Origin of the sequence: Reichenbachiella sp. MALMAid0571, assembly GCF_040151475.1 — a bacterium.
GTDB lineage: Bacteria > Bacteroidota > Bacteroidia > Cytophagales > Cyclobacteriaceae > CAXBNB01.
On the sequence record NZ_JBDKWG010000151.1, the window covers coordinates 80,350 to 106,945 of the forward strand.

13 protein-coding genes are annotated in these 26,596 nt (G+C 39.4%); 1 reads left to right on the top strand and 12 read right to left on the bottom strand.

From position 1 onward, the window contains the following. The first annotated feature begins 22 nt into the window (after nt 1–22). Entirely contained in the window at nt 23–1,255 is a 1,233-nt protein-coding gene (locus AAOP42_RS22415; RefSeq protein WP_349530825.1) for a hypothetical protein, read from the top strand. Nucleotides 1,256–1,282: 27 nt separating this feature from the next. On the opposite strand, the gene AAOP42_RS22420 is transcribed toward AAOP42_RS22415, so the two are convergent. The 12 genes from AAOP42_RS22420 to AAOP42_RS22475 form a co-directional block, all read right to left on the bottom strand. After that, nucleotides 1,283–3,670: an FG-GAP-like repeat-containing protein gene (locus tag AAOP42_RS22420; protein WP_349530826.1), complete on the bottom strand. Its 2,388-nt coding sequence runs from the start codon at nt 3,668–3,670 to the stop codon at nt 1,283–1,285. 109 nt (nt 3,671–3,779) lie between these two features. After that, entirely contained in the window at nt 3,780–5,990 is a 2,211-nt protein-coding gene (locus AAOP42_RS22425) for a hypothetical protein (RefSeq protein WP_349530827.1), read from the bottom strand. A gap of 42 nt (nt 5,991–6,032) precedes the next feature. Then, nucleotides 6,033–6,761 carry a hypothetical protein gene (locus AAOP42_RS22430; protein ID WP_349530828.1) on the bottom strand — a complete coding sequence of 243 codons (729 nt, stop codon included), beginning with the start codon at nt 6,759–6,761 and terminating at the stop codon, nt 6,033–6,035. A gap of 188 nt (nt 6,762–6,949) precedes the next feature. Next, nucleotides 6,950–8,554 (bottom strand): DUF5060 domain-containing protein, encoded by a 1,605-nt coding sequence (locus AAOP42_RS22435; protein WP_349530829.1) that lies wholly within the window; start codon nt 8,552–8,554, stop codon nt 6,950–6,952. Nucleotides 8,555–8,613: 59 nt separating this feature from the next. Further along, the gene (locus AAOP42_RS22440; protein WP_349530830.1) at nt 8,614–11,559 is read right to left on the bottom strand and encodes a DUF5060 domain-containing protein; all 2,946 of its coding nucleotides are present in this window, start codon (nt 11,557–11,559) and stop codon (nt 8,614–8,616) included. Between the two features lie 64 nt (nt 11,560–11,623). Beyond that, nucleotides 11,624–13,540, bottom strand: a complete 1,917-nt coding sequence (locus AAOP42_RS22445; protein WP_349530831.1) for a hypothetical protein — start codon at nt 13,538–13,540, stop codon at nt 11,624–11,626. Nucleotides 13,541–13,569: 29 nt separating this feature from the next. Beyond that, nucleotides 13,570–15,441, bottom strand: a complete 1,872-nt coding sequence (locus AAOP42_RS22450) for an alpha/beta hydrolase (protein WP_349530832.1) — start codon at nt 15,439–15,441, stop codon at nt 13,570–13,572. 142 nt (nt 15,442–15,583) lie between these two features. Next, nucleotides 15,584–18,676 (bottom strand): golvesin C-terminal-like domain-containing protein, encoded by a 3,093-nt coding sequence (locus AAOP42_RS22455; protein ID WP_349530833.1) that lies wholly within the window; start codon nt 18,674–18,676, stop codon nt 15,584–15,586. A gap of 245 nt (nt 18,677–18,921) precedes the next feature. After that, the gene (locus AAOP42_RS22460; protein ID WP_349530834.1) at nt 18,922–20,139 is read right to left on the bottom strand and encodes a hypothetical protein; all 1,218 of its coding nucleotides are present in this window, start codon (nt 20,137–20,139) and stop codon (nt 18,922–18,924) included. Between the two features lie 54 nt (nt 20,140–20,193). Further along, entirely contained in the window at nt 20,194–20,991 is a 798-nt protein-coding gene (locus AAOP42_RS22465) for a DUF1338 domain-containing protein (RefSeq protein ID WP_349530835.1), read from the bottom strand. 204 nt (nt 20,992–21,195) lie between these two features. Continuing rightward, on the bottom strand, nt 21,196–22,914 hold the full coding sequence (locus AAOP42_RS22470) for a SusD/RagB family nutrient-binding outer membrane lipoprotein (RefSeq protein WP_349530836.1): 1,719 nt from the start codon (nt 22,912–22,914) through the stop codon (nt 21,196–21,198). A gap of 12 nt (nt 22,915–22,926) precedes the next feature. After that, nucleotides 22,927–26,439, bottom strand: coding sequence for a SusC/RagA family TonB-linked outer membrane protein (locus tag AAOP42_RS22475; RefSeq protein WP_349530837.1), 3,513 nt, complete (start codon nt 26,437–26,439; stop codon nt 22,927–22,929). Nucleotides 26,440–26,596: the final 157 nt, after the last annotated feature.

A 26,596-nucleotide genomic window follows, 5' to 3' on the forward strand; every position in this document is an offset into this window, starting at 1 on the left:
CAAGGCAGTTTAGAATCATCTGATGTCAGAAAAAGAAATACATAATGATCTTGTAAACCGAATTATTGAAAGTGACTCTTTTGGTAAATCTGACACTTATGCCAACTTATTGAAATATTTGGTGGATTGCACCAAAACCAATGACATTCCTAAAGAGACTACTATTGGAACGCACTTGTTTGGATTGAATGCCGCTGAAAATTATGACAGTGCCAAGGTAAGGGTCTATGTTTTTAACCTACGAAAAAAATTAGACCAGTACTTTCAAAATGAAGGCCAAAACGAAGAGTGTATTTTAACCATACCAAAAGGGAGCTATAAAGTAGAGATGGTTAAAAAATCGTCTGCTGGTAAAAAGAGTATTTCATTAAAAAATCCAAAAACACTGCTCTTAATATCTGTACTGTTGTGTATCTCAATTGTTTTGAACTTCATTTTCTGGAATAAAAACACCGAAATAGAAAAATCTTATGAAGTCATTCCCAAAACTAAATTCTGGAATGATTTCATTGAAGGTGAGCGACCAGTATTGGTAGTCTTAGGAGATTTATTCATTTATACTGAACAAAATACCATTACCGGATTACGTCAAACCATCAGAAACTCCGGTATCAATTCAGAAGTAGAGTTCGAAAATTATAAAGAGAAAAATGCAGACTCCACAAGGGTATTTGGAGACCTGACCTATACCTACCTGATTAGAAACACTACAGATTGGATTGAAAGCCTTACCAAAATCTTTTACTCGAATCATAAAAGTTTTAACACAAGAGTAATCTCAAGAATTGGTGCAAAAGACATCCATGACCACAACATTGTTTTTATTGGAATGCAAAAAACGGCAGGGCTGTTCAACAACTACTTTTTGAATAGTAAGTTTTCTTTGATAGATGACAATACTTTAGGTTATCAAGCTAATCCAGAGTCGGATATCCAAAAGTTTTCTCCGTTAGGAAATCCAGATCAGTTCCATACTGACTATGGATTTGTTGCCAAATTTCCCGGTCCCAACAACAATACCATTTTTATGTTTGGAGGTATTTGGGACACTGCAGCTTCTCAAAGTTTAAAAAACTTTACAGACCCTGAATTGATTGCCAATCTGGAAAATCAGATGATACAAAAGTTCAATAAAATTCCACAGTATTTTGAAGTGCTGTTTGAGGTAAGCGGACTGGATCGCACCGAACTCAATACCAAAGTAGTTCACATGAATGAAATAGATAAAATATCTATTGTGTGGGCAGAAAAATGAGTCAACTTATTACATTCCGGCTATATCTCATTTCGAAATAATCAACTTGAATACCTGATTTTTAATACCTGTTTCTACACTAACAAAGTAAATCCCTGAAGGCAGTTGAAGGTCAAAATCGCTTTGAGTCAATTGATTTGAATTTTCAAAATAAAAACTGTTAAGTTTTTTTCCTGATTGATTCATTAATTTTATCGAAACTGGTTCATTATCATGTATGTTTATGTGAAAATTTCCATTGGATGGATTAGGGTAAATATGGACTTTTTCGAGTTTCTCTTCCATACCAGTTATGATGGTCGATAAAGCCAATATTTGACTGAAATCGGATGTATCACCTCCCCTATAAGCTTGAACTCTATAAAAATAGGTAAGCTCGCTATTGAGGTTTTTGTCTTCATAATAATGAGATCCAGGAGGTAAATCAAATGACAAAAACTCGTCAAAAGTTTCTGATTGTGAACGCTGTAAAATATATCCATCTTCATTTGAAGCGTTATCCAACCAGGACAAACTAATTGATGTATTGGATAAAATATGACCAGACAAATTAGTTGGTGCATGTATCAGTGGTTGAGTCAGGACTTTTATTTCCTTACTTGGCTCTGACAAAAGACTTCCATTTGAAGCCTGAACTCTATAATGATAGTTGGTAGCTGGCTTCAACCCTACATCCATAAACTCCATAGTGGATGAGGATATTTTGAATTGTACTACATCATCAAATTCACCGGATATTGAACGTTCAATCACATATTCATTTTCAACAGAATGGTTATGTTTCCAAACCAAATGAACACTTTCTGAGGAAGAGTAAACCACTTTCAATGCAATCGGAAAGTGTAAAACCTTATCATCATTAATAGTAATGCTCCTGTTGCTTTCAATATTATAAACCATAGAGGTAGCACCTCCTGGCCAGATAATGCTAACTTCGTCGATGTTGGTAGCATCTCCAATTCCAAAAAAAGCTTCCGATGGCTCTTGCCCATAAAAACTAATTCCGGCTGTCAAAGGACGAGTCTGAACCTTATCACCAATTTTGATCCTCACAGTAGCTCCAATAGCCCAATGATTCGCTCCCAGCATTCTTGGTTTTACTACGAGGTAATTCTTAAATTCCAGCGTCCGTCCCAATTGATTTTCAAGCAATCTTAATGCAACAGTTTGACCATCATTTACTTTCAGCGTTTGAGCCAAATCCAAGTCGCCATCCCTATCAAAATCAAAAGAAATCAGAGTAGTGGCATCCAGAAAATCGTTGAATCCTGAATCATTTGAAATGTCTTTAAATACCTCTCCATTATTTCTCCAAAGTTTAGATTGGTAGGTTTCCTCAGTCACCCAACCGTTGGTAGCAGCCAAATCCAAAAGTCCGTCATTGTCCACATCCAAAAAAGTAACACCCCAACCCCATCCTCCTTTCTCTACACCCAACTCTTTTGATACCTCATCAAATACAAATTCACCTTCTTCAATCTTGTTTTTCAACAATACATTATGATGTCCTTCAATATTCGGATTGTCAATATTGGATACATAAATATCCATGTCTTCATCCGCATCATAATCTCCAAGAGCCACTCCCATATCATTGTGGTCATTGTCCAGATTTGCCTGAGTACCTATCTCTTTGAAGGTTTCATCTCCATTGTTCAACCAAAATTTGTTTTCAGTATAATCAACGGTCAGGTATATATCAGCCCATCCATCTTTATTGAAATCAAATATGACGGGCTGGAAGTACAATTGAGTATCTTTTATACCACTACTTGCTGTTGCATCTGTAAACTGACCATTACCCAGATTTAAATATAATGTTGCTAACCCACGGTATTGGGTTACAACTAAATCTATATATCCATCATTGTTGACATCACCTGCTGCCACACCTCCAATAGTAGCAGAAACTCCTAAAGTCAATGAAATTCCAGCTTGAGAGGTCATATCTTCAAACATTTCATTATCAAGTTGCCTAAATAGCTTGAAATTTTCATTATTGCCACAGCCAGAACAATCACCAGCTACAAAAACATCCAGTCTATGATCCCCATCGTAATCAAACCACACAGCAGCCCTACTCCGCATCATCAAAGACAATCCTACTTCGACTACTTTAAAATTACCTGAGCCATCATTTTTATAAAGTCTGTTAGGTGTATTTTCATCAGAGAGCACATATAAATCCAAATCTCCGTCTTTGTCATAATCAATGGCATTCACACCACTACCAAGTGTAGGCCCACCTTCAAAGGCTTCAAATTGTTTGATTTGAGTAACATCAATAAAACCCGGTTGCGACAAAGCTAAAGATGAAACAAAAAACATTGCTATCGCCAACAATGCTTTCAATGTATTGTTTTTTGCCGTTTCAAAAGATGTAACAACTGATTGTTCAATGTTATTGCTAACCATAAAATCACAAACTATCAGAATAAGATGTGAAATTTCATGTCGTGAAATTATAGCAGCCATAGCAAATAATAAATAAAGATTAAACCGTCATAACAAATAACTTTATTGCTCATCTCAACACCAATGTCAGTTCTGAATTTTGATTCAATTTCACAACTTCACTTTTCTTTCCAACCTTTACTGAATATGGAGCCAGTGAGGTTTTCACGGATCCTTTCATAGAAAATTCAGGTAGCTCCTTGCTAATCAACCCTGTTTCAGATGAAATTGAACTACTAACTTCCAATCCATTTACATCGAATATTTTGACATCTGCTCCAGCTACTGGATTTCCTTTTTTGTCAACTACTTTGACATCTAAAGTCCAGTAAACAGTATAGCTGTGCTCCAAATCCACCTTGTCAAATCCTAATTCTGTATTCACAAAAGTGTTTGACCGAAAGTCGATATTGGAAGCAATGGAATAATCAGACCAACCCATTCTAAATGGCTTGAAATTGCTGTCAGCGGCAGATGATTTTATGATTGTATTGTTGAATATTTGCGTGTCTTTAGCGGATCCATACCAGCAAGCTACCCATGCTGCCGGTACGTTGGTCGTGATGCGATTGTTGAAGAACTGACCACCGATAGTTCCACCGCCAATGTAAAATGCCGTGGCTTCATTTTTGGCTCCAAGAGTCTCGTCTTCTACAAAAATTTCATTTCCGAAAATATAATTATCTCCACCGCTTGCACTATAAAACACTGCCCAGGCCATAGGAATATATTCCGGGTACTCTGGGTAATCCATACTGGTAATGTGTATTTTGTTGTTATACACCTTATTGCCATAGCAACCCCGGGTCAAATCACCCGGTTTGGCATTGTAATCGGCCAATCTTATGGCAGTGGTACTGAATTCTTCATGTCCAAATTCACAAGTCGGGGGCGAAGGTTTGATCCATATTTCATTGTTGAAAATTTCCATGCCCCTATGGATGTAAACCTCTATTCCAGAACCAATTTCAGGTTTTATTTTATTCTCAAAAATTTGTGAACTGTCCCCCATAGCCATGACACTGTAATGGTTGGTCACCATCTGTCTGTTGACAAATAAGTTATGGTGTATTTTAGAAAACCTGCCCTTGAAAGCAAGGCATCCCTGCCCACCATAAACCTCAGAAAACGATACTTCTGAGGAACGTTGGCCTGTGAGGTCAATCGCATAAAATTCCGAACCATGCCTGTTTATAATAAAGGGGTTTTGTATATCGAACTTACAATTGGTGATTGTTGCCTGTGGTACATCTACTGCAACGGTATTGATACCAGACGATTCAATTTTCACATTGTCCAAAATGATATTGGCTTGTGAAGCCGTGGACTGTATGCCCCAGGACATTACCCCCCTCGTGCCATTCTTGATGACACCATTTTTAATGGTAACAGTGCCTTCTCCTTTCACGATTGGAATTCCAGCCAATGGTGTCCCGGAAGGGGCATCAGCAGTATAGTCAAAAAAAGCACTGTGATTGCGCTCGAAGTGATGATCGGTATGTCCTTTGGGGTGGGTCTTTTCCACTATACCAATCCCCACGTCCATGGATGGCCTGAGGTCAATATGATCCACCAAACAATCATTTTCTGCTTTTACTTTTATTCTATACTTTCCCGCTGGAAGCTTATTTAGATGTGCCACCACAAAACCACCACCTAACCTAACAGGTCTTTTTTCTACCGGGCAACTCACCATTGTGGAATCACCATAATTGGTCAAACACCTCACTTCATTACCTTCTTCATCTTCCACATACACACTTACCCTCATTTCGTCATTGTTGTAATCTTTCATTTCACGATAAAAACGACCAGTAACACCACACATGGCATAATATGAGCGTCCAGCTACAGGTAGGTTGATGTATTCTGATCTAATCACATCTCCTTTCTTTAACCGCAGGATTTTGTCCCCAATGAATTCATGAACTTCCTTTGCGTTTTCAATTTTAGCTCCCGGAGCTTTGGATACATCCCAGTTTTTCAACCCCTCTTCAAAACCATAATTGGGAATATGCTCGTAGTTGCCATTAGCATAAGTAATGGTATAACCATTCAGGTCAAGGGTCACATCCTTGCCAAGAAACAGGACACTTTTCTCTGATGATATATCCTGGGTCAACATATAAGTCGTCCCTGGCTCACCATAATACCCTGGTTTACTCACTGGCACAACATTTTCTGACAATCCTGTATGACCATAGTCCACATACTGTCCGCAAGTTGGTTTTGCTACCAAGAAGAGGGATAAAGAGAAGAGGAATAAATTTAGGTTTTTCATAAAAGAAGTTTGTTTTAACAATCACATCTAAATCTGGATTTTTCAATTGTTCCCCTGTCTATAGTATCCTATTCCAAAAGGTACCATAAGCAATAAAGGAAAGATCCATATTGCCCAATAGGAAAAATGTTCGAACCAATTATCTACAGAATAAATCTTTTTGAAGCTTCCGAAAATCTCAACTATGAAATCAGTAGTATATGGGTCTATGGCATCAGGATAATATAAATCCGCCATTTTACTGTAAGGCTCCCTGACAAGCTCAGGGTTTGCCTGAACAGCCGCAGTATCATAAGGGACGACAATGCCATAGTCAGGATCAAGAATGTAAGTCACGTTATCGTTGAGTTCTGCCCTAACAACCACGTGCCGCCCTCCAATGTCCATCAATTCGGCTTTCATTCCATTATCCATTAGTATTCCTTTTACTACAATTGAATGACCTGAACATAATCCTACTCCTCTTTCCAGATTCTTTTTGTAATCGCTAAATTCGTAGCGTTCATACTTCTCAGGATTGACGAATGAGGCGAAATACAACATATAATTTTCCCATATCGGCACTCTCAAGTTATATTTATCTATTCCCTTTTTTTTCCAGTAATGGGCATAACCATCGTTGACCACCTTATTTATCCTTACAGCAAAATCTATATTTGATTCATTTTCTTTTCTATCTAACATCTCCAATACCTCAGGATACTTGATCGTAACATCGTTGATCCTATTTCGCAAGGTCACTTCTTCAGTATATATTTCAGGGTTCCTCATAGTTTTGAAAAGGCCCCAAATGCTTATGGATAGTAAAATCACTCCAATTGAAAAAAAAATTATCCTTAATGTTTTCATAATTTATGTGTTAATAGTCATCAGTTTTAAAGTTCTCATTTACTATCCAAGTCCATTCTTCAATGGACTCTTGTTTTCTATATTATTGTAGTTGATTATGCACTTGCAGATTACAATCTATTATATACATGAAGTATCCAATCATCACCATCATCTGGCGTACTAAAAATATGTTTCTTGTTCACTTTAGGCCCAACTCTTTTATCATCGGGATTTTGAGCATTGATCCATTCAGAATCCAGCAGGTATGGAAAATCTAGAAATAATTCAACTTTACCTATTGAATCCAGATAGATATAATATTCCTGGCCTTCATTTGCCAGGCAAAATCCCTGCTTTACTAAATCCTGTCTGGAGGTCATTTGATGAAAATTAATAGATTCAAACCAATCCCAAACTTTGTGTACTATATCATGCTTATTTTGAAACCGATTATTTAAATCTAGTGTGCCTGAAAAACCACTAGATGAATTACCATCCATATCAGCAAAATTGAGTATTGAGCCAGAGAATAGGATTGTATAGGTATGCTTTCTCAGGTCGTCATCCGTATAGATTGGATGGTACTTATTTCCTGCCCAAAGTGTCTCCTGAGCATAAACCGGCTTGTACCGATGATGGTTCATACTTAGACCGGTATACAATTCTTCACGGTTTTTCACAGTTGGCCCTTGTAGAGTACTCAAACTATACCAGGGTTCATCAATGAAAGGATCACCGTATTGGGTGGCTCGTTTTTCATTATGAACGGTCAAAATATGAGAGTGAACATCCAAACTGTCAATAAGATTTCCCAATTGCAGGATATCGTCCAATCGCATTTTCCCTTTATAATATTTCTGGTCATCTAACCAGAAAGGCTCAGGCCCGGCAACTGAAAGAATGATATTGGGGTAATGTCCAATGCGTGCAAGGGTGTACTTAATATACAATACCTGATCTTTAGGATTAACAGGCCAGCTACCACTGCATCCGAAAAACCCTGCAAATGGAAAAACCGTAATATCCCTGTTTTTTAATTCATTGAGTATAGCTTCCATTTTACGAAACTCATCAAAATTTAATGGCCAAAGTACAGGAGTATCCCACCCTGCCCCTCGACCTGTTTCGTTACGATTTGTATAATGGCTGGCAATAGAAAGCATATTGTACTTGTTCTTTTGTAACCAATCGAGGAATTTCATGCGTGAATTTCCATCGGATTCTTCATTCGGATCATCCCAGTTATTAGCAAAAAACCTATCACCAACATGAAAGCTCCGAAATAACGTTTTTGCGCTACCACCTTTTCCTAACCAAAAAGGATTGTTTTCATTTTTTAATATCAGCCCGGGCAGCTGGGAAGAAACGCACCTAAATTCTCCTTTTGTTTCTTTTGAAGAGTCCGAAAAGAATGCTTTATAAGTCCAATCTCCTTTTTGATCTGGGCTAAAACGCACTTTCCAAATACCATTTCCATCGAAAAAGCCATAATGCAGCAATATCTGACCATCTGGGTTTCTTAGATGAACAACCAATTCCACATCCTTGTATGCATCACCGTATTGTCTGTCGTTTAATATACTCAACTCAAATAGCTCATAAATTCCGACTTCCTTATTTTTGTCAGTCACTATTTGACCAGCGTATATTTTTATAGTTAGTATAAAAAAGAAAAAGAAGGTCAAAAACTTATGTTTACACAAAGTTTCAGGACTAAATTTTTTTAAATTCATTTTGTGTTTCAGAATTTTATAAATACAATACAAACTAATAGATATACTCAATAAATCTCTTATTTAACTTTTTGTCTTCTATCATTTTCATCAGGTACATCATTTTGATCTATCCCCAGCACTATTTTATCTAGACTGAATCCATCATCTCTTCCAAAAACATGGATCGTATGAAATCCTTTCGATAAATACATTTTCGGTTCTGGTACATTATTTTTATGGCCATGTTCCCAGACCCATTTTTTGTGAGGACGGAAGCCGCTCATATTGGTTCCTGCGCTATTCATGACGAATTTGTTATCTATCTGAATATGTACACCATTTGACTCACCCCCAAGCGATTTTCCCAGCAACCAAATTTTATACACTCCATCAGTATTTATTTTCACTTGATACACCATTTCAGCACCTGAACCATTTTTAGGTGAATTGTGACCACTACAACTTTCACACTGTTCATCTGGAAGGTTGGTCATATATCCCTTTCCAGAATATCCATCCATTTTCTTTTCAAATGACCAGTCGTGATTTAACTTTTGGGTTCCGTTAGTGGGAACAAGGGCAAACTTGGAATGATAATCCTCTGCTTCTAATATTACCATTCCTTTCGTTTCTTCGAAATACTCCTTAGGTTCTGATTGGTTTATTGGTTCATAGATTGCAGTAAAGTTTAAGTGCCTTGCAGGCATCTTAAAATTTGGGCTCAAGACTGTCGAATCATTCAAAAACGAAACATCTCCAATCCATTTTTTGAATTTTTTTCCCTTATGTATTGGTTTAGCTTCGATTTGAACATTTTCTCCAGGGTCAAAGGATTTGTTGCCAGAAGCACCAATCACATTTACACGATAACTGGGAGTGCTTATTTTTTCAATAAACATTGGTGTAATTGAAGACACAACATTGCCATCACTATCAGTTGCGGTAAGTGCAACATTTCTTTTTCCTTCATCAATCAGGGTAATTGTGTGTTTATATATGTAGTATTCTCCTGATTTTGTCATTTTAATTTGATTCCTTTCCCCCAGTTCTCTTAAATCGAGAATAACACTTATTATTTCCCCCGGTTCAACATCGGTGACTCGCGCATAAAAAGAAATATCAACGGATTGACCAATGGGAAGACTCAAACTTGGGACAGTAGTGAAGTTTCTGATCTGAATTCCTGTTGGTTTACCAGATATGAGAATAGTCCAATCCTTGTCTTTCTCAAAAGGAGGGTTTCCAAGGCTCTTTTGCCCAGGACCAGTAATGGAAGTAACAGTCCCATTTTGAAGTTTACCTCCTTTGCGGGGATCAAACCATTTCACTGAGAAAGTAGAATTGGATGAACCTAAATCAAGTTCTGTGGAACCTCCTTCTGTCAGGTACACCGTATAAATTTCACCGGGCTTAGCAAGACACAGACCTTTTGAAACTAAATGATCTGAGTGACTGACTTCACTCAGAGGAATATTATTTTCAAAAAATTCACGGGCAATTCTGGTTTGAACCCACATGTCTTCTCGTGTTGTAAAATTTTCAAGTGTTCGGTCACGATTAGATACACCCGCTATATCATCAGGTAAATTTGATTCTGACCCACAATACCATTCTACTCCCGCAGCGCCTGCCATATAGCCGGCCCATAAATCATAAACCCTGCGATCATCGTGACCAGGATTTTCCGAATCAGGTTTTAATCCTGTAGTATGCGGATTTATTTCATCAAAATTCACAATCCACTTCCTATTTGCTGTTTTGGATTTATCAATCCATTCCACCAATAAATCGTGTGCTTGTAAATCCCCTTGTCCATTAATCTGGAATGATGGCCCTTCAAAATAAGGGTTACCCAATAGTGAATTGTAAACTCGATCATGTTCACTTTTGGCAGGCCAGGTGTGAATTACTATGGGGTGATTATATGAATCTACTGAACGAATATAAGCCGCAAATTCGGCAATTTGTGATTTAGTATTTGTAGTTTCTTCTCCCAGGTTCCAGACCAATGCCGGGTGATGACCGAACCGGGCAATAAGTTCACGATAGTATAGCTTCCGTTGAATACCGAGGTTGCCATTATCTAAGTAATGATCGTTTTCACGTTCTTGATGAACCATCTGGATCATCAATCCTTTTTTTTGCATATGCTCAAAAACTATTTCCCACTGATCCAATTTTGAGCAATCATATTCCGTTGTTTTTTCGTGTGTAGTCCATGGCCATGTATCATCCCCGTCTCCATCAACATTTTGAAGAAGAAAATAAACAGCATTCAACCCTATATCTGATAAGTAGTTGACTGCACCAATCAATCCTTTACCTTTTCCTCCATCCCAGGTGGGATCACCGGTTTTCCAATGTTTAACGTGTGGTGAATAGGTATGAAGATAATTGGTTACCTGCCCTCCATGATCATAGGTGTCGTCGAAATCATCGTACGCTAGCATATTTTCCGGGCTATTAATCCCTCCTTTTACAAAATATTTCCCCGTTTCTTCAAACTTTAGATAATGCTCCCCTACATAACTCAAGCGTCCCTTACTTCTAAAGTCAACACCTGACTTATTTGAATCTTCTACAAAAAATGAACCCTTCAGGCCATTGATTTGAAGTTCGGCCTTACCTGCATTAAATTCATTGCTTACCGAAATATTGACACCCCTTCTAAAAGAAGCAGTATAATTCCATAACCCTGTTTTATTTGGAGAAAAATGTACCCGCCATATATTACCATTGGTAGCATGGGACTCAGCAGCATTTCCGTCAGCTGCAAAATAGCCGGGTACAACAAATTTATCAACACCATTAGTAAACGTTAGGAGCAACCTATAATCCAAAAAGGGACTTGGGTCAATGGAATTCTCGGCCAAATCAGGACCTTCAAAAGATAAAGTCACTGTATGCCACTTTTTCAGTTCCCCGCCGATACTGACTCCTTTAATTTCATTATTTGAAGCTGAGGAGTGAGCATATTGACCAATCAGCATTAAAAATAAAAACCTTCTTACCAATTTTATCATCTTCCTATTATATAGACTCATAAATCTTATTAATTAATTTTTCTGCCATCTCCGTGAGTTGCCCTTATTTAAAGGGGGTTGTCAAATAGCTTTCAATATCTATCCAATGACGGAGCATTATCTTCCTTTTGAGTTTGAGTTGGTCTATGAGGTCTGGCCCAAGCAAGAACGTATCTTCATACTCCGGGCTTTTGGCGTGATTGATAAAACCCATCCCTCCATTTTCCAGAATATTGATCAATGTCTGTGCATTGTCCAACTCATCCCGCATCACAGCATTGAAGCTTTGTAAATCAGGGTCACCAGTCCAATCTCCAGACTTACCCGGACGATGCGGGCCTGTTTTCACCTTGTCAGCGCTACGTTCCCTGATCACCTGAGCTTCGGCGAAATTGCCAGCACTCCTGATAAAACTACCATAAATACTGAGGCCAGTTGCCAAATTTTGAATGGATATTTTTTCAGGTGCTTCAGCCCCAACTTTTTCCAATAAACCAATTGCTTTGTTAAGCTTGGACAAGTATTTCTGCACCACTCCATCCTGTATATCCGCGTGACCGCCATGTATATCCGTGTAGTCCATTCTAGCTTCATCTTCCGTTGGATTGAAAACATACGGCATAAAGTAAGATTCTTCTTCCTTTTTCAAAAGATCGGGTGCAAATACCAATGGTCTGGTAACATGTCTGGAAGACACACTCCAATAGATAGCCGAAATTCTACCTAACACATCGGATTTGTACTTATTGGCTTCCTCCAGCGCCAAAATGCCTTTTAAAAGTATTTCGGAGTATTGCTCACCTGCCCATTCCAGGCAAATTTGTTGCAAGGCCTTGATTTCATTGACTTCCCCTTCCCCTATTTCAACACTCAGGTACTTTACAAACATTTCTAAAAACTTGCCACTGGTATCCAGTCGCTCATATCCCCTATCGTAAGATGCCCGAAAGCTTATAAAAATCGTCTTGTTCTTTTCCTCATCTATGGACTTTATACTTCTCAAAAAAGCCAATGGATCCAACATTCCCTTTACTGGAAAGTGGCTTACAGCCAGACTGGACACTGCTTTTACCTTATCCGAGTTGTGGCTCTGGTAGTAGCAGTTTTCGGGCAAATGACTATAAATATCTTTCTTTTCTTCATCAGAAAACATGGATCCTGTCAGGTAGATAGATATCTCGTTTCCTGCTGCTTTTGCGCCCTCTTGAAACGTATTCATCAACAGGGCAACACGCTCACCCATGCTTTTATGCTTGCAGTGTGAAGGCCCGTTTGGCCCCACATATTGCCAGTCCGACCAACAAATACCAGAACCTGCATCATTGGTTTTGAAAAAGAAAGTTTTGATTTCCGGTACATTTTTCAACAGTTCAGCCACCATGCTTTGATACATTTCACGCGTCTCTTCCACACTGATACAGGGTGCAAATGCTGGTTGATTGTTCCTTCTGGGATGGTCCACTCTTGGCCCCAACATATCTGGATACTTGTCAAAAAATGCAACTGGCAGGAAGTTGGGCTCGTAACTCCAAAATGCTGCACCCAACCCCATTTCCCTTAATATTTTCGCCTTGGCCAAAAGCGATTCCCTGTTCTTTTTAACAAAGTCCACAGGTATATAGGGTGCTATTTTGGGATCAGGAAAAAACTTGTATGGTGTTGGGTTTCGACTTGCATATTCATACCAAAAATTCCTTCCTTCAGGAATTTCATAAAAGCTTTTATCTGCCAATGTACTGATGTTGATTTCAACCTGACCATAAGGCTTCAACAAACTGGCTTGCTTTGCCAATTCCCTGAATTCTACCAAATCAGTAATAGGGGCATGGATGATGAAAACCCTTTCCTCATCAAGTGCTTTTTTATCGTCAGGCTCAATTTTCGTTTCTGTACCACTTGCAAAATGAAATCCACTAATGACCAAAATAACTGCTACTAATAATAGTTTGGGAATCCATTTCAAATGCTTTATACCACTCATTTATTGTTTGTTTTAAATTCTTGTTTCAATTACTTATTTACCTCACCAACTGTAATGCTAAACGTGCCCCAGGTCACATTGCGTTTAATGGCCTTCCACTCTTTCACTTCATAGCTGGCAAGAAGCCTAATCTCATGTCCGATTGGGCAATCCTGTGATACTTTGATCAAAGAAGACAAGGTGTAACCATCGCCCCATTTATCTGGCTGTATTTCATCATAGAGTCGCTCATCCAGGTATGGGTCATCGTAGTACACACGCAAACGCTTGCTCATTCCTGTAATTTCATAGAACATAACGGTTTCCCCTGGTTCAGCTATATTGTTGCCATTGCCACTTCCAAATATTTCAGTATCCCCATCATCTATCCCGATGTTGCCAAATTCCAACACATCATAAAAAACAGGTGCATCAAACTCATCCTGCCAAGCTTGCTTTTTACCAGCAGAAAAAACAAGGTTAAACCTGATCCTAAATGGTGTACCATCTTCAACGGGATCGTTTGAAGCGATCACCCTAAAAGGTTCGGGCAACCAAATGGCTTCTCCAGATTTGATTTCTTTGATCACTACTTCAGGATTGGCAATGACAACACCTGATTGCCCGGTACTCAACTGAACAACTAAATTCTTGATGCTACTCCCTCCCCGGTTGAGCAATTGAAGCTTCAAATTGGACTCTTTGCCCTGATCAAGAAAAATGTCCTTATCATTGACCTTGTAAGTCATGAAAACAATATCTGCTGGATCATTTTTCTTATAAATACCAATTTGATGGTTTTCATGATTGGTTTCAAATTTAATACTACCTGAAGGATCACTCTTTACCTTCGAAATCACTTTCGCACCTTTTGAAATGTTGTAGTCCAACAAAGTGTATTCTGTTTCTGGTTCATATAACCCAGGTGTAATAATCTGTATATTTACTTCAGGAATAGGCCTTCCATTTGGCTGCCATTTTTTTGTACCAATCCCCAACCCACTTTTCGTCACCCCCCTCATATCGATAAATCCAGGCTCATTGAGGTTGCTTTTCACTTTATAGCCCCAAATATCAAATTCAGGGTAGATATCCGTATGGTGCCATCTTCGAGGAACAGGCGCAGGGTCTTTGAATGATTTAATCACGAAATTGAAAGCATCTTCAAACCCCTTTGCAGTCAAGGTGTGTCCTCCTTCATATACCTGATATTCATAGTTCAATCCTTTTTCCCTGAGAGCCCCCTGGTGTACTTCATTGTTCAGGTAGACCAATTCCCCATTGCTGCTGTTGTGAAACCTGGTATTGACACCATGTAAGTATTTAAAGAAGTACCTGACACTATACAAAGTATGGTTGTCAGGATATCCTATAAAAAACTCAGGTGAGCCTTTGGAATTTACAGCCGTACCAATTCGGTCTGGGTATTTGGCAGCAAGGAAAAATGACATAATCCCTCCCATACTATGGCCAATTACAGCCCTGTTCGACCTATCGGTCAATGTACGATAATGGCCATCAACATGGTCAACAAGCTCCAGAAAATAGTCTTTAAATTGCACCTGATAATTGACATTGGAATGGTTTCCTATGTTGTAAGGGCGAATATCCGAATCAACCGATCTTCCATTCCATGCTACCAAGATCACGTCATTGGCTTCCACCAGTTCAACTACTCCCGGCAACTTCAATTCATGGGTTCCTTTGTTGCCATGAAAGTAATAAATGACGGGATACGCCTTTACAGTAGTATGATAATCTTTGGGGAGAAAAACCCTAAATGGTTTTTCCCTTCCAAAAACTTTGCTAAAATGTGATTTGTCTTCTTGAGCAAGAATTTTAGCCAATACCAGTAGTTGTAAAAATAAAATCAACACGAATATTCTAGTCAATTTAGCATATACAATAATTCGGTTTTTCAATTTTATAATTTTTGTTAATGTGAGTTTGTCATATAAGTCAAATGACAAATAGGTTTATAAAACATCTCTTTTCAACTATATTTGATAGTTTATTTTTTTACAATATACCCTCCCGGAAAAGCCAGGAGGGTATATTGGATTATTATTCTTTAATGATCCTTTTTACAATACCATTGGTTCCATTCGTTATCTTAATCAGATAAATTCCTTCCTGGTATGATGAAATGTCAACCTGATGAGGAAAAGACACTTCTAATTCACGGAGCACTTGCTGCCCCTGGGTATTATATACTTCTACTTTCGAAAGACCTTCCCATTCACTGTTTACAGTTATGGTGAGTGTTGTGCTGGAAGGGTTTGGATAAACTTCTATTCCACTCTCTTTACCTGCTTCAACTTGTTGCAACAATTGTTTATTGTTTAATACCCTGCCACCCTCTATCGGAATCGCAACTCCAAACACCCTGAACTCCAACAGACTAACCCAGGTTCCTGAATAAACGTTGGCCCCTGTGACGTTTATCCTGACATAGCGGGCAGCTACCTCTGTAAAGTCGTCCCTTATCGGGGAAGCCTCGCTTCCACCCTGTGTGTTGGCGCTTCTGTCCACTATCTGACTATAGCCGCCCCCTATAGTGGTTTTTGCTTCTATAGTAAACTGGTAAGCCCGGTCTTGGTAACAGACCACTTCTGTAGCATTGATATTGTAAATATCTCCTAAGTCAACTTCGAGCCATTGTGGGTACCCCCCAGAAGCAGACCAACGGGTAGTAACAATACCATCGACTGCAGACGTCCCAGGATTGGCTGGTTCAGGCTCTCCGGAAACAGCCACTGATTTATTTAGGGCAAGGTTTTCTATGGTAGGGGCTTCAACGAACTTTACCGCATCGGCACACGCTCCTTCAGGGCCATTGGCACTACTATTGAGACGCACAACGCCTGTTGTACCAAAAGTGTAGGTGCCCAACAGGTTCCATTGTCCACCATTAGTAGTCTGATCCCCTGTAACATTGGCAGTGCCCCCACTGTGGGTAATGTGATAGACTGCATCGGCAGGACGGCCAGCAACTGCCGACCACCAGGCATACACCTCGTATGTCCCGGCAGTCAGGCTGGCAGACCATTCGTACCAATGCCCAGTGGCATTGGGCGCATACATATAACTACTACCATAATACCCGGGGAAATTGGTAGAACTACTCCACGAACCGGATTGTGAAGTGCCTGTGCCTCCATTATCTACAATGATGTCACTGCTAATGACAGCAAAACTTGCAGAAATGGTATGGTTGGCCTGTACATCGGTAAAAGTGTAGCTGGAAACCGCGCCCTGGCTGACACCATCAACAGTCACATCACTGATCTGATAACCGGTATCGGCCGTGACGGTAAAGCTTTGGTTGATCCCCTGGATTACCTGCACCGAGCCATCTGGGCTAATACTCCCACCTGTTCCGGCTGATGCCGTAATGGTATGTGTGGGTACTTCAACAAACTTTACTGCGTCAGCACAGGCACCTTCAGAACCATTAGCATTGCTATTGAGACGCACTACTCCTGTATTGCCAAAAGTATAGGTACCGAGCAGGTTCCATTGTCCACCATTAGTAGTCTGATCCCCTGTAACATTGGCAGTGCCCCCACTGTGGGTAATGTCATAGACTGCATCGGCAGGACGGCCAGCAACTGCTGACCACCAGGCATACACCTCGTAAGTCCCTGCAGTAAGGCTGGTCGTCCATTCATACCAATGCCCGGTAGCATTGGGCGCATACATATAACTGCTGCCATAATACCCCGGAAAATAGGAAGAACTACTCCACGAACCGGATTGTGAAGTTCCGGTACTTCCATTATCTACTATCACCTCATTTCCAATGGGAACAGCACTAAAGCTGGCTGAGATCGTATGGGTGGACTGTACGTTAGTAAATGTATAACTGCTAACAACACCCTGGCTAACACCATCAACAATAACGTTACTGATCTCATAGCCACTATCAGCTGTGATGGTAAAGCTTTGGTTGTTGCCTTGAACTACTGATACCGATCCAGAAGGCGTAATTGTACCATTTGTACCTGATGAGGCTGTAATGGTATGTGTGGTTACACCACCATTTCCATCGATGACTATTGGGTAACCTGTCGGGTTAACGTTATAATCTTTATCGATAACATAAAGGTATACCGTATCCATTTCATCAAAACTCCCTGTTCTTACTGTTGTAGCAATCGTGTTGTCAGACCAGGATGTAGGTGTTGTCAGGGCAAGGTTGGTACAAGCACTGTAAGAGGAGGCGTTACCTATTTCAACCCTTGCTGCTGCTCCTGATCCTGTGGCTATATATATATCATCGTATACACCGTCAAAATAATTCCGGTTACCATCCCAGTTTCCGATCCATCCGGGCAAACTAATGTGATCCCATTGCTTGGTTTGAATATTGGTTTCGCTACGATAATCATCATCAAAAACCCGAGCATCGTCCATTATCTTCTCATATTGTCCTGTAGCATTAATAGTCTGTACGTATGCATCGCTTGTCCACCCTGTCAAGTTAGTGGGGTCTGCTCGCATATGAATAGTGAAACGAGCCCAATTGGTGAACGTAAGCCAACCGCTGCTAAGGTACAATGTTTTGGAGGAATTAGAAGCACTAGCATATTTGAGTGCTGCCTGATCATTACCGCTAATATTGCAGCTTCCAGGAGAAATCCAAGTGGGAGTGCAAACATCATTGTCACCCCCATATCCTGTATTGCCCTCGTAGATCCAACTCATCTTCCAGTTACTCGTATGGTTCCATTCACCTGGAGTGGAAGCACTAGGCATGATACCGTTGGGAAGCGTTACCCAGTAGGAAAGAAATACTTCTGTAAAAGAATTGCTTGATTCGTATTGAAACTGGCTGTAATTAGTAGAACCACGGTTCAATGCAAAACTGTAGTCGCCGGAGTGGGAAGACGAATGATATTTAGGTTCATTGGATTTTCCATTCCAACTACCAATAGCCGGACTAGTAAGAGGAATGTTGCCATTTTCCATGGCATTAGTTCCCTCAAATTCGTCATAGATTACAATATTGGGGCCTGTATTTCCAAAACCACTACCATTGATGGTTATGGTTTGCCCATTCTGAGCTGTGCCGCTCACATTGCTAATGATTGGCTGAGCATAAACGCCCGCAATCATACACATACTGGTTAATAATAAAAGCAATTTTCGTTTCATTTTGTTTAGTTTTAATTAAAAAAAATTCTCATTCCATATCTTATTATATTAGCTTGCCTTACCTGATCAGCATTTCTATTTAACCTCTTTTCTTTCTTTACCTCACCGTTTGCTTATTGGGTTCCATTTTCCATTTTTTAAAGACTAAACCCTCTACCCTTACCCTTGATTAATCAACAGGTTTTCTTTCCAATGAAGATAGGCCTTATTCGTTTTCAAAGTCTGTAACTACTTAGCTGTGCCAATTAATCTGTTTTTAGCTTTCCCATCCCTATGGGTTTTGTACTGACTACAACATCGTCGTAAAAAACGCCTGCATCAGCATGGGTTCCATCATGATGAAATAATGAAAGCCAAAGTATATTTAATTTTAAACCATAAGTGGTGCGCATCCATAAGTCATCCCATTTTCCATAGTTGACTCCATCAACCCAAAGGAAAATTTCCCCATCCCTGATAGATCCATCAGGTGAAGGTGTTCCTAGATTCAATTTCATTTCCATGCCATACCATGTATCCGCCTCCAATACGGGTGGAAGCGGCGGGTCACGGTGTTGCACATGTTCACAATAGGTTTGTCCTTCATCACTTGTGCAAGGAAATATATCGCCCCAACAACTTCCATTCGGAACTGCACAGTCCTGATGCATGCCCCGGTAATAGGCGTATATATGAGGTGTATGAAGGCTCGAACTATATTCTAAAGTACAGGAGGCTTTGTTGGTTCCATCAGGTCGTATGCCTGCTACTCCCAGGAGATTTCTATCCCCTGCAAACAAGCCCCCTCCATGGTTGAGCGCATTAAAATTGAACCCGTTTTCATATTTAATGTACCAACGAACATACAACCTGTCATGCTGAGATGGCAAAACTTTTACCAGGTCAGCACCACCTCGTTCCCCCGGTGGTGGGATCAATTTCATCACGTGGTTGCCTGGTGTATCAAAGGGTCCAGGGTCTTCCACTAGCAGGTTGGATTCGTCTGGATTTCCGTCCCAGTCGTCCCATATGTCCTTATTTCCCTCTTCAAAACCACTTTGAAAGACAACTACTGGACCTTCAATATTTACAACAATAGTTTGGGTAGCGACCTCATCCTCATTATCGGTCACCTCCAATTCCAATTCTATTGTTTTATTGGCAAAGGGAATTTCAACTTCAATTTGTCCTGTGTAATTTACCTTCCCACCTGCCTCAGAAATACTTTCTGTGGTCTCATTTATGGTTAATTTTAACAAACGTATCCTGTTAGGAGCATCAACTATGTAATCAATTATAATAGTTGAGTCTTGTGTAACAGAAACATTAATGATGCTGTCTGCAACCATTAGTGCATTGTCATCTATTGAAATAGAAGGTTTGCCTTGTCCATTGTCGTCCCTTGTAACATCTTCAGTGCCACATGAAGTAAGAATACATAAACAAGCTGCAACGATATTGACTAGGGAAATTAGGTCTTTCATATTTTTCATGATATTGATACTTTATTTTTCGCTTTCATTAAACCTAAATCAGTTTTATAGTGGTGAATTATCTGTGCTTTCAAATATTTTGTCTGCCGAATTGGTAATGAACCCATTGAACAGCTTTCCGTTTTTCTCATACCTCATGGCAAATTCATAGTAGCAACCAGGCACTTCATGCATACCTTCTTGAAAGTCATATTCTATCCTGTCAGCCAAAATACTTGACTGTTGAAGCAAATCTGAAGGTTTTCCTTTTACCTCACCACCAGAGGCGTTAAGCTTATAGCCATTGTCTTTCAAAAAATCGTTGACCTGTTCGATAGAAGCAAACCCGTTAAGGGCATTCACATCTATGGTAAAATGATTGACAACAAAACCATATAAGTATAGCCAGGCTGCATATTCCGATTCCTTTCGCAATAGCTCATAGGTATCTACAAAAGGTTTATCCCATAGCCTTCCTGAGAAAATAAGGTCTTCTGATAAGTGCCTTGGTGACAATGAATTGAGAAGATGCAACACAGTTGCCTGTAAGGTTGGTGTGCATTTCTCCAGTATCAGTTCACTTATAAAAATTTTAGGTAAACCTTCATCAGGATGTTCGTAATGCCTGGCGTTGAGCTTCTTTTCTTCGAAATAATAATCCTGTTTTGGTTCATAGCCCAATCGGATAAATGGCAAGGCTAACTTTTCAATATTTACCCTGGGGTCATTGAATGTCCTGAATGCGATATGATCGTTCTTAACCTGCTCACCAAGTGACTCAAATAAATTTTTAATACTAAAAGCCGAAGGTGTTATGGCACTATAATTCAGCCACAACTTTTCCAAAGTATGTTCAATATCCATAATAACAGATTGTCTTTGTCCTGTACAGATTTTAAGATTGATTAGAAATTGTAAAAGCTTATTGTATTCAATAATTGATTTCTACCTCTGTCTTGCCATTCACTTTAACAAGACCTTATCAATGGTATTGGAATGTGAAAATTTATTAAAAACCAGACCATCTAACTTCGTTAGTTGTCAGATGATCTGGTATTCAAATTTTCATCAATTGGTTTGTACCCAAGGTTGTTCCATCCATTCAACTGTGCCTGGATGTTGTGGTCTGTTTGTGTTTTGATCCCACCATACTTTAGTGAGTCTGGTGTTTTTACCATCACCTCCTATGGCTTCTAAAGCAGCCTGATATTGTTCACCATTAATGGTTTGCTCACTGGTAGGCCATGGCATTCTGCGTGGTATGGTACCTGCAAGCGCACTGTTGTCATCTCCAACAAGTATCCTTGGGTATCCTGTCCTTCTCCATTCAGCCCATCCTTCCGACTCTTGTGGAAACAATGCAATCATTTTTTGATTAATGATTTGTTCCAATTGTTCTTCAAGAGATCCAGACAAAGTAACTACAGCAGCATTAGCTATAAAATCATCAATCTCTGTCTGGGTTATTTTATGACTCTCAAGCAAGCTTTCCACATGAGCATCTACCCGGGCCAGATAAGCAGCATCACTTTCACCACCTCCCTGAGCCAAAAACAAACTTTCGACTTCCGGCAATTCACTTTTCGCTCCTTCATACATTTCAAGCACACGCTCCTGAGCCAATCTGATACCTTTTTCAAAGTAACCCTGAGCATCTGAGGTGTTGCCTTTCAATCCAAACAACGCTGCTTCTGCCAATGCAAAATAAGTTTCTGAAGCATTGAAAATTGGCAACTCTTGTGTCGGCGTATAAAGAATGTCGGACCAATCCGAAGTTGTTTGATCTCCATAAGGATACTTTTGTTGCACAGGGGCAGATCCCAGTAATGGTGTTCCCCTGTATCCAAAAAAGTCTATGGATTCATAACCAGGAGTGCCCGGAAAAGATGCCTTAGCCGTGTCCGCAAATACTTTCAATCTTGGATCATTAGAATCTTTTAGAATGTCAATAAAGGTTTTTGGAGGCTTTCTTTTCGCCAGATTACTTTTTGTTTGGAGTAAACTTGAATACTGATCATTTAATTGATCAGTAAACTCTGATCGGGTATAAAGCTTTGCATCATCGGATCTAGAAGTGATCAGGTTAGCCTCAGTCAAATCGGCCATTTCGGTTGCTGCAAGAGTCTCATCTGCATAACGAATACGCAATGCCAATCTTAACCTTAGAGAATTTGCCAGTTTCACCCATTTGTCCATATCGCCTCCATAAAGGATGTCAGCTGATCCATAAGAAGCTTTGCTGTTGTCAATCTCAGCTACAGCTTCCTTCAATTCTTTGAACAAATCGATATAAATATCTTTCTGAGAATCGTATTTAGGAGTAGAAATGGCCTTGGTAATATCTAATGAAGATTCAGAATAGGGAATATTTCCATACCAATCTGTTGTTCTGGCGAATACCCATGCTTTCATAATTCTTGCGGCAGCCTTCTTATTTACCAAATCTTCAGAATCTTCACGAGTAGAAGCCAAATAGATAATATCACTCAAGTTTCTTGAGTAGTCACCATAAGTTCTGTTCCAAACTCCACTGTTGTCACCGGATACAAACGGTGCATTGGCGCCAGAATACGACATACCACAATAATTACCAGTTGTGCCCATTCCATTCTCTTCTGAATGAACTATTGATTCTGCCAATACCCTAGTAAATAAGAAATCCAGGTTGATTACATCAGATGTTATTAGGTCATTTGGTGTATTCAATTCAGCAAAATCATCCGTACATGAAATGTTGATCAGTAGTGATACTAACAACATAAAAGCTATTTTTATATATAATTTCATATCTCTTATCATTTAAAATGTCAATTTAACATTGAACCCATAAGTTCTGGTGGAAGGCACAGCGAGTGCTTCTACACCCGATGCTCCCCCTGATGTGTTCGGAGCTGATTCAGGTGCTATTCCAAAATCAGTGGTATGTTCATGGAGATACATCAAATTCCTGCCGATAACAGACAAATTAAGAGATGTAAAAGGTGTTTTTTTCAACATAGCAGGCTGGAAAGTATATCCTAGGATTACTTCTCGCAGAGAAATGTAACTTCCATCAATTACGAATTCTTCACCAATACCATTCCAGGCTCTGGACGCCCAATATTTTTGTCCGGGTACAGCTTGTGTATTTTCAGAATAAGTTCCATCAGGATTGAGTACTACACCATCCAGCACACCAGTATATGGCAATTGATTGCCATCAGAATCTGTGGCTACTGGTCTTCTGCCCTCTACGGTCCATTCTCCAGTTCCTTTTTGCGTCATCCATCGCTTTGTATGAGATGTAAAATCACCTCCCTGAACAAAGTCCAAAAGAATATTCATACTAAACCCTTTATAAGAAAAAGTGTTGTTGAGACCACCAATCCAGTCAGGATTGATATTTCCAAGGACAGACACTTCGCTTTCTCTTTGGTATTCACCACCAGCCGAAACAATTTTTCGTCCTTCTTCATTTCTTAAGTATTTAAATCCTATGATATTGCCATAAGGAGCACCGACCTCAGCATGGACATCATTAGACCAAGAATCGTCATTGGTATTAAGTATTTTATATGTCTGTACTGTACCATCCAATTCCACAACCTTAGATCTATTAGCAGAGAAGTTGGCATTTACATCCCATCGAAAAGCTTCGGTTTTAAACGGTGTAGCGCCCAATGTAATTTCTATTCCTTTATTTTGAATTTCTCCTGCATTGATCACTTCACTGCTATAGCCTGATGCATTGGATATAGGCAATGCTAAGATCTGATTGCTGGTTTTCGCATTGTAGTACGTCATATCCAAGCTAATTCTATTTTGAAAAAATCTTAAATCAGTGCCCACTTCCCATGAAGTAGTCAGCTCATTTTTTAAGTCAAACAATGGTATTTGCCCACTTTTAGAGGCATAAGGCTTCCCATTATAACTTTCTTGGCTGAAAGAATACCCTGATGTAGTGAGGTAAGGATCTGCTGATGCACCTACTTGTGCCAAGGAAACTCGTATCTTTCCTAAACTTAATATCCGTTGATCAAGATCCAATGCTTCTGTAAATACAAAACTTGTGCTCACAGATGGATAAAAGAAAGAATTGTTGTTGACCCCTAATGTTGAAGACCAGTCATTCCTTCCTGTCACATCTAAGAACAAATAATTTTTATAGGCAAGTTGCCCAGTCATGAATACAGACTGCATTTCATTTTGAGCGAGTCCAGAAGATGGTCTCACATCGAGAAAATTGGAGATTTGATATACATCATCCACTTTGGAATCTCTAGCATCCCATTGCATATTGTTGGAGAAACTAGTCCAAGTATTGGCACCCAATACAACAACCAAATTAAAGTCTTCAGAAAGCTCCTTATTGGCTGTTAACATAAGGTCAGCATTTAATTCTCTTCTAGTTCTATTGCTTTCGATCATACGACCTTTACTTTGATCGTTTCCACGAGCACCTCGTCTCCAACTTTGAAAGTGCGACTCAGCATAAAAATCCAAACCAACTCTACCCGTCAGACTCAACCAATCGTTAAATTTTAGGTTGGCAGAAGAATAACCTATAAACCTATCTCTGACATCATTGTTCTTTATTTCATTCACAATATACCAAGGACTATAGTTCATTCCCGGAGGCCTATTGTAACTTTTTGTTTCTTCGTAATATTCCTTTACATAGTCTAAAGGGGTAAATCTTGACATGATGGCAAAATTCCACATAGGATTGTATTGAGAATACCCATTTGCTGGTCTCTGGTCACCTTCTGTACGCAAGTAATTTACCTTTCCCTCAAAAGACAGCATTTTATTGACCTTTGTAGATCCTCTAAAAGAAACCGACTTCTTTTTTATTTCATGGTTGGGAGTGATTCCGGAAGTAGATGAATTCCCAACGGATAACCTCATTGAAGAATTATCATTTGCACCAGTGATAGCAATAGTATTGGAAATGGTCACTCCAGTCTGAAAAAAATCTCTTACATTGTCTTTAGGCTGAGCCACATAATCCATTGTTCTTAAAGGAAGTCCTTCTTCATCAGGCATCAAAAATCGATCTATTATTTTAATACTTCCATCCAATGGACCACCCCAGTTATCCAAGTTTCCATTGTCAGGAAAAGGATACTGAACACCATCTACTTCTTCGTTCCAAAAACTAGCGACACCATTGTCATCATACCCGGAACCGAATTGATTTTGGTAATTTGGAAATAAATTGAGCTTTTCGAATGTCACATTGGAGTTAATTTCCACGCCAATTCCCTTTTTGCCTTTCCCGGATTTAGTTGTAATCAAAACCACACCATTGGCACCTCTGGAACCATAAAGAGCAGTGGCAGCAGGCCCTTTAAGCACATTCATAGATTGCACATCAAGAGGATTTATATCACCAATGCCATCTCCATAGTCATGCTCTCCTGAACCTGAAAGCCCTGAACCACTACCACTATTGCTAAAGTTTATGATTGGTACACCATCCACAACATAGAGCGGTTGATTTGACCCACTTATAGAGCTATTTCCCCGGATGACTACATTGGTAGATCCACCAGTGCCACTGGCAGATTTTGACACCTGTACTCCTGCCACTTTTGCAGTCAAGTAACTTGTCACGTTAATGTCTCTTGCTCCCGATAAATCTTTAGAACCCAATTCTTGTGCAGAATAGCCTAAAGCTTTCTTTTCTCTCTCTATTCCGAATGCTGTTACTACTATCTCATCCAATTGAGTCGCATCCAAAACCATTTGTATGTCAATGACACTTCGATTTCCTACTGCAATCTCCTGAGATAAGTACCCCACAAACGAAAATACCAACACAGCATCATTGGGTACATTTACTTTAAAATTTCCATCCAGATCACTGGTAGTTCCAGTGCCAGACCCTTTGATGACAACAGAAGCGCCTGGCAATCCCTGACCATTTTCATCAGTCACCTTACCAGAAATATCTACATCCTCAAAAACAACTTCCAGAGATTGTTGTCCAGATCTATTGAGTTTATCAACATTAATGGTCTTATTCACTTGTTTGAATTTCAGCCCAGCACTTTCAGATATCTTTAATAAAACTTCTGCTACTGAAACGTTTTTCTTATGAAAATTCATTTTCGTTTCGTTGCTCAATTCGAACTTGTCATAATTGAAATTATATTCAGTCTGGCTTTCAATTGCCCTGAATATCTTTTCAAGTGAGGCTTCTTTCAGTTGTATGTCAATAAAAACATCTTTCACACTCAAGCTGCTTCCTTTTTGGCCGCTTGAATCATTTGCTAAAATTAAATTCAACAAAATGATTTGTAGAAAAACACCATATATTGACAATTTCATAATCTTAATTAGTAGAGGTAATGGTCTAATTTTCATATCTTTGTATGGTTTTAATTAGTTAATACTTATTTAAAACTGAACTAGAGTAAACCAATGCTTGGGGAAGTATGGGGTTTACTATAGTAAAATCCAGAACGGTGCTGCCTTGCGGTACCGT

Bases quoted from the DNA above. Each gene is read 5' to 3' on its own strand.
- AAOP42_RS22440 (WP_349530830.1), bottom strand. From the start codon at position 11,559: ATGATAAAATTGGTAAGAAGGTTTTTATTTTTAATGCTGATTGGTCAA.
- AAOP42_RS22475 (WP_349530837.1), bottom strand. From the start codon at position 26,439: ATGAAATTGTCAATATATGGTGTTTTTCTACAAATCATTTTGTTGAAT.
- AAOP42_RS22435 (WP_349530829.1), bottom strand. From the start codon at position 8,554: ATGAATTTAAAAAAATTTAGTCCTGAAACTTTGTGTAAACATAAGTTT.
- AAOP42_RS22445 (WP_349530831.1), bottom strand. From the start codon at position 13,540: ATGAGTGGTATAAAGCATTTGAAATGGATTCCCAAACTATTATTAGTA.
- AAOP42_RS22415 (WP_349530825.1), top strand. From the start codon at position 23: ATGTCAGAAAAAGAAATACATAATGATCTTGTAAACCGAATTATTGAA.
- AAOP42_RS22425 (WP_349530827.1), bottom strand. From the start codon at position 5,990: ATGAAAAACCTAAATTTATTCCTCTTCTCTTTATCCCTCTTCTTGGTA.
- AAOP42_RS22465 (WP_349530835.1), bottom strand. From the start codon at position 20,991: ATGGATATTGAACATACTTTGGAAAAGTTGTGGCTGAATTATAGTGCC.
- AAOP42_RS22455 (WP_349530833.1), bottom strand. From the start codon at position 18,676: ATGAAACGAAAATTGCTTTTATTATTAACCAGTATGTGTATGATTGCG.
- AAOP42_RS22430 (WP_349530828.1), bottom strand. From the start codon at position 6,761: ATGAGGAACCCTGAAATATATACTGAAGAAGTGACCTTGCGAAATAGG.
- AAOP42_RS22470 (WP_349530836.1), bottom strand. From the start codon at position 22,914: ATGAAATTATATATAAAAATAGCTTTTATGTTGTTAGTATCACTACTG.
- AAOP42_RS22420 (WP_349530826.1), bottom strand. From the start codon at position 3,670: ATGGTTAGCAATAACATTGAACAATCAGTTGTTACATCTTTTGAAACG.
- AAOP42_RS22460 (WP_349530834.1), bottom strand. From the start codon at position 20,139: ATGAAAGACCTAATTTCCCTAGTCAATATCGTTGCAGCTTGTTTATGT.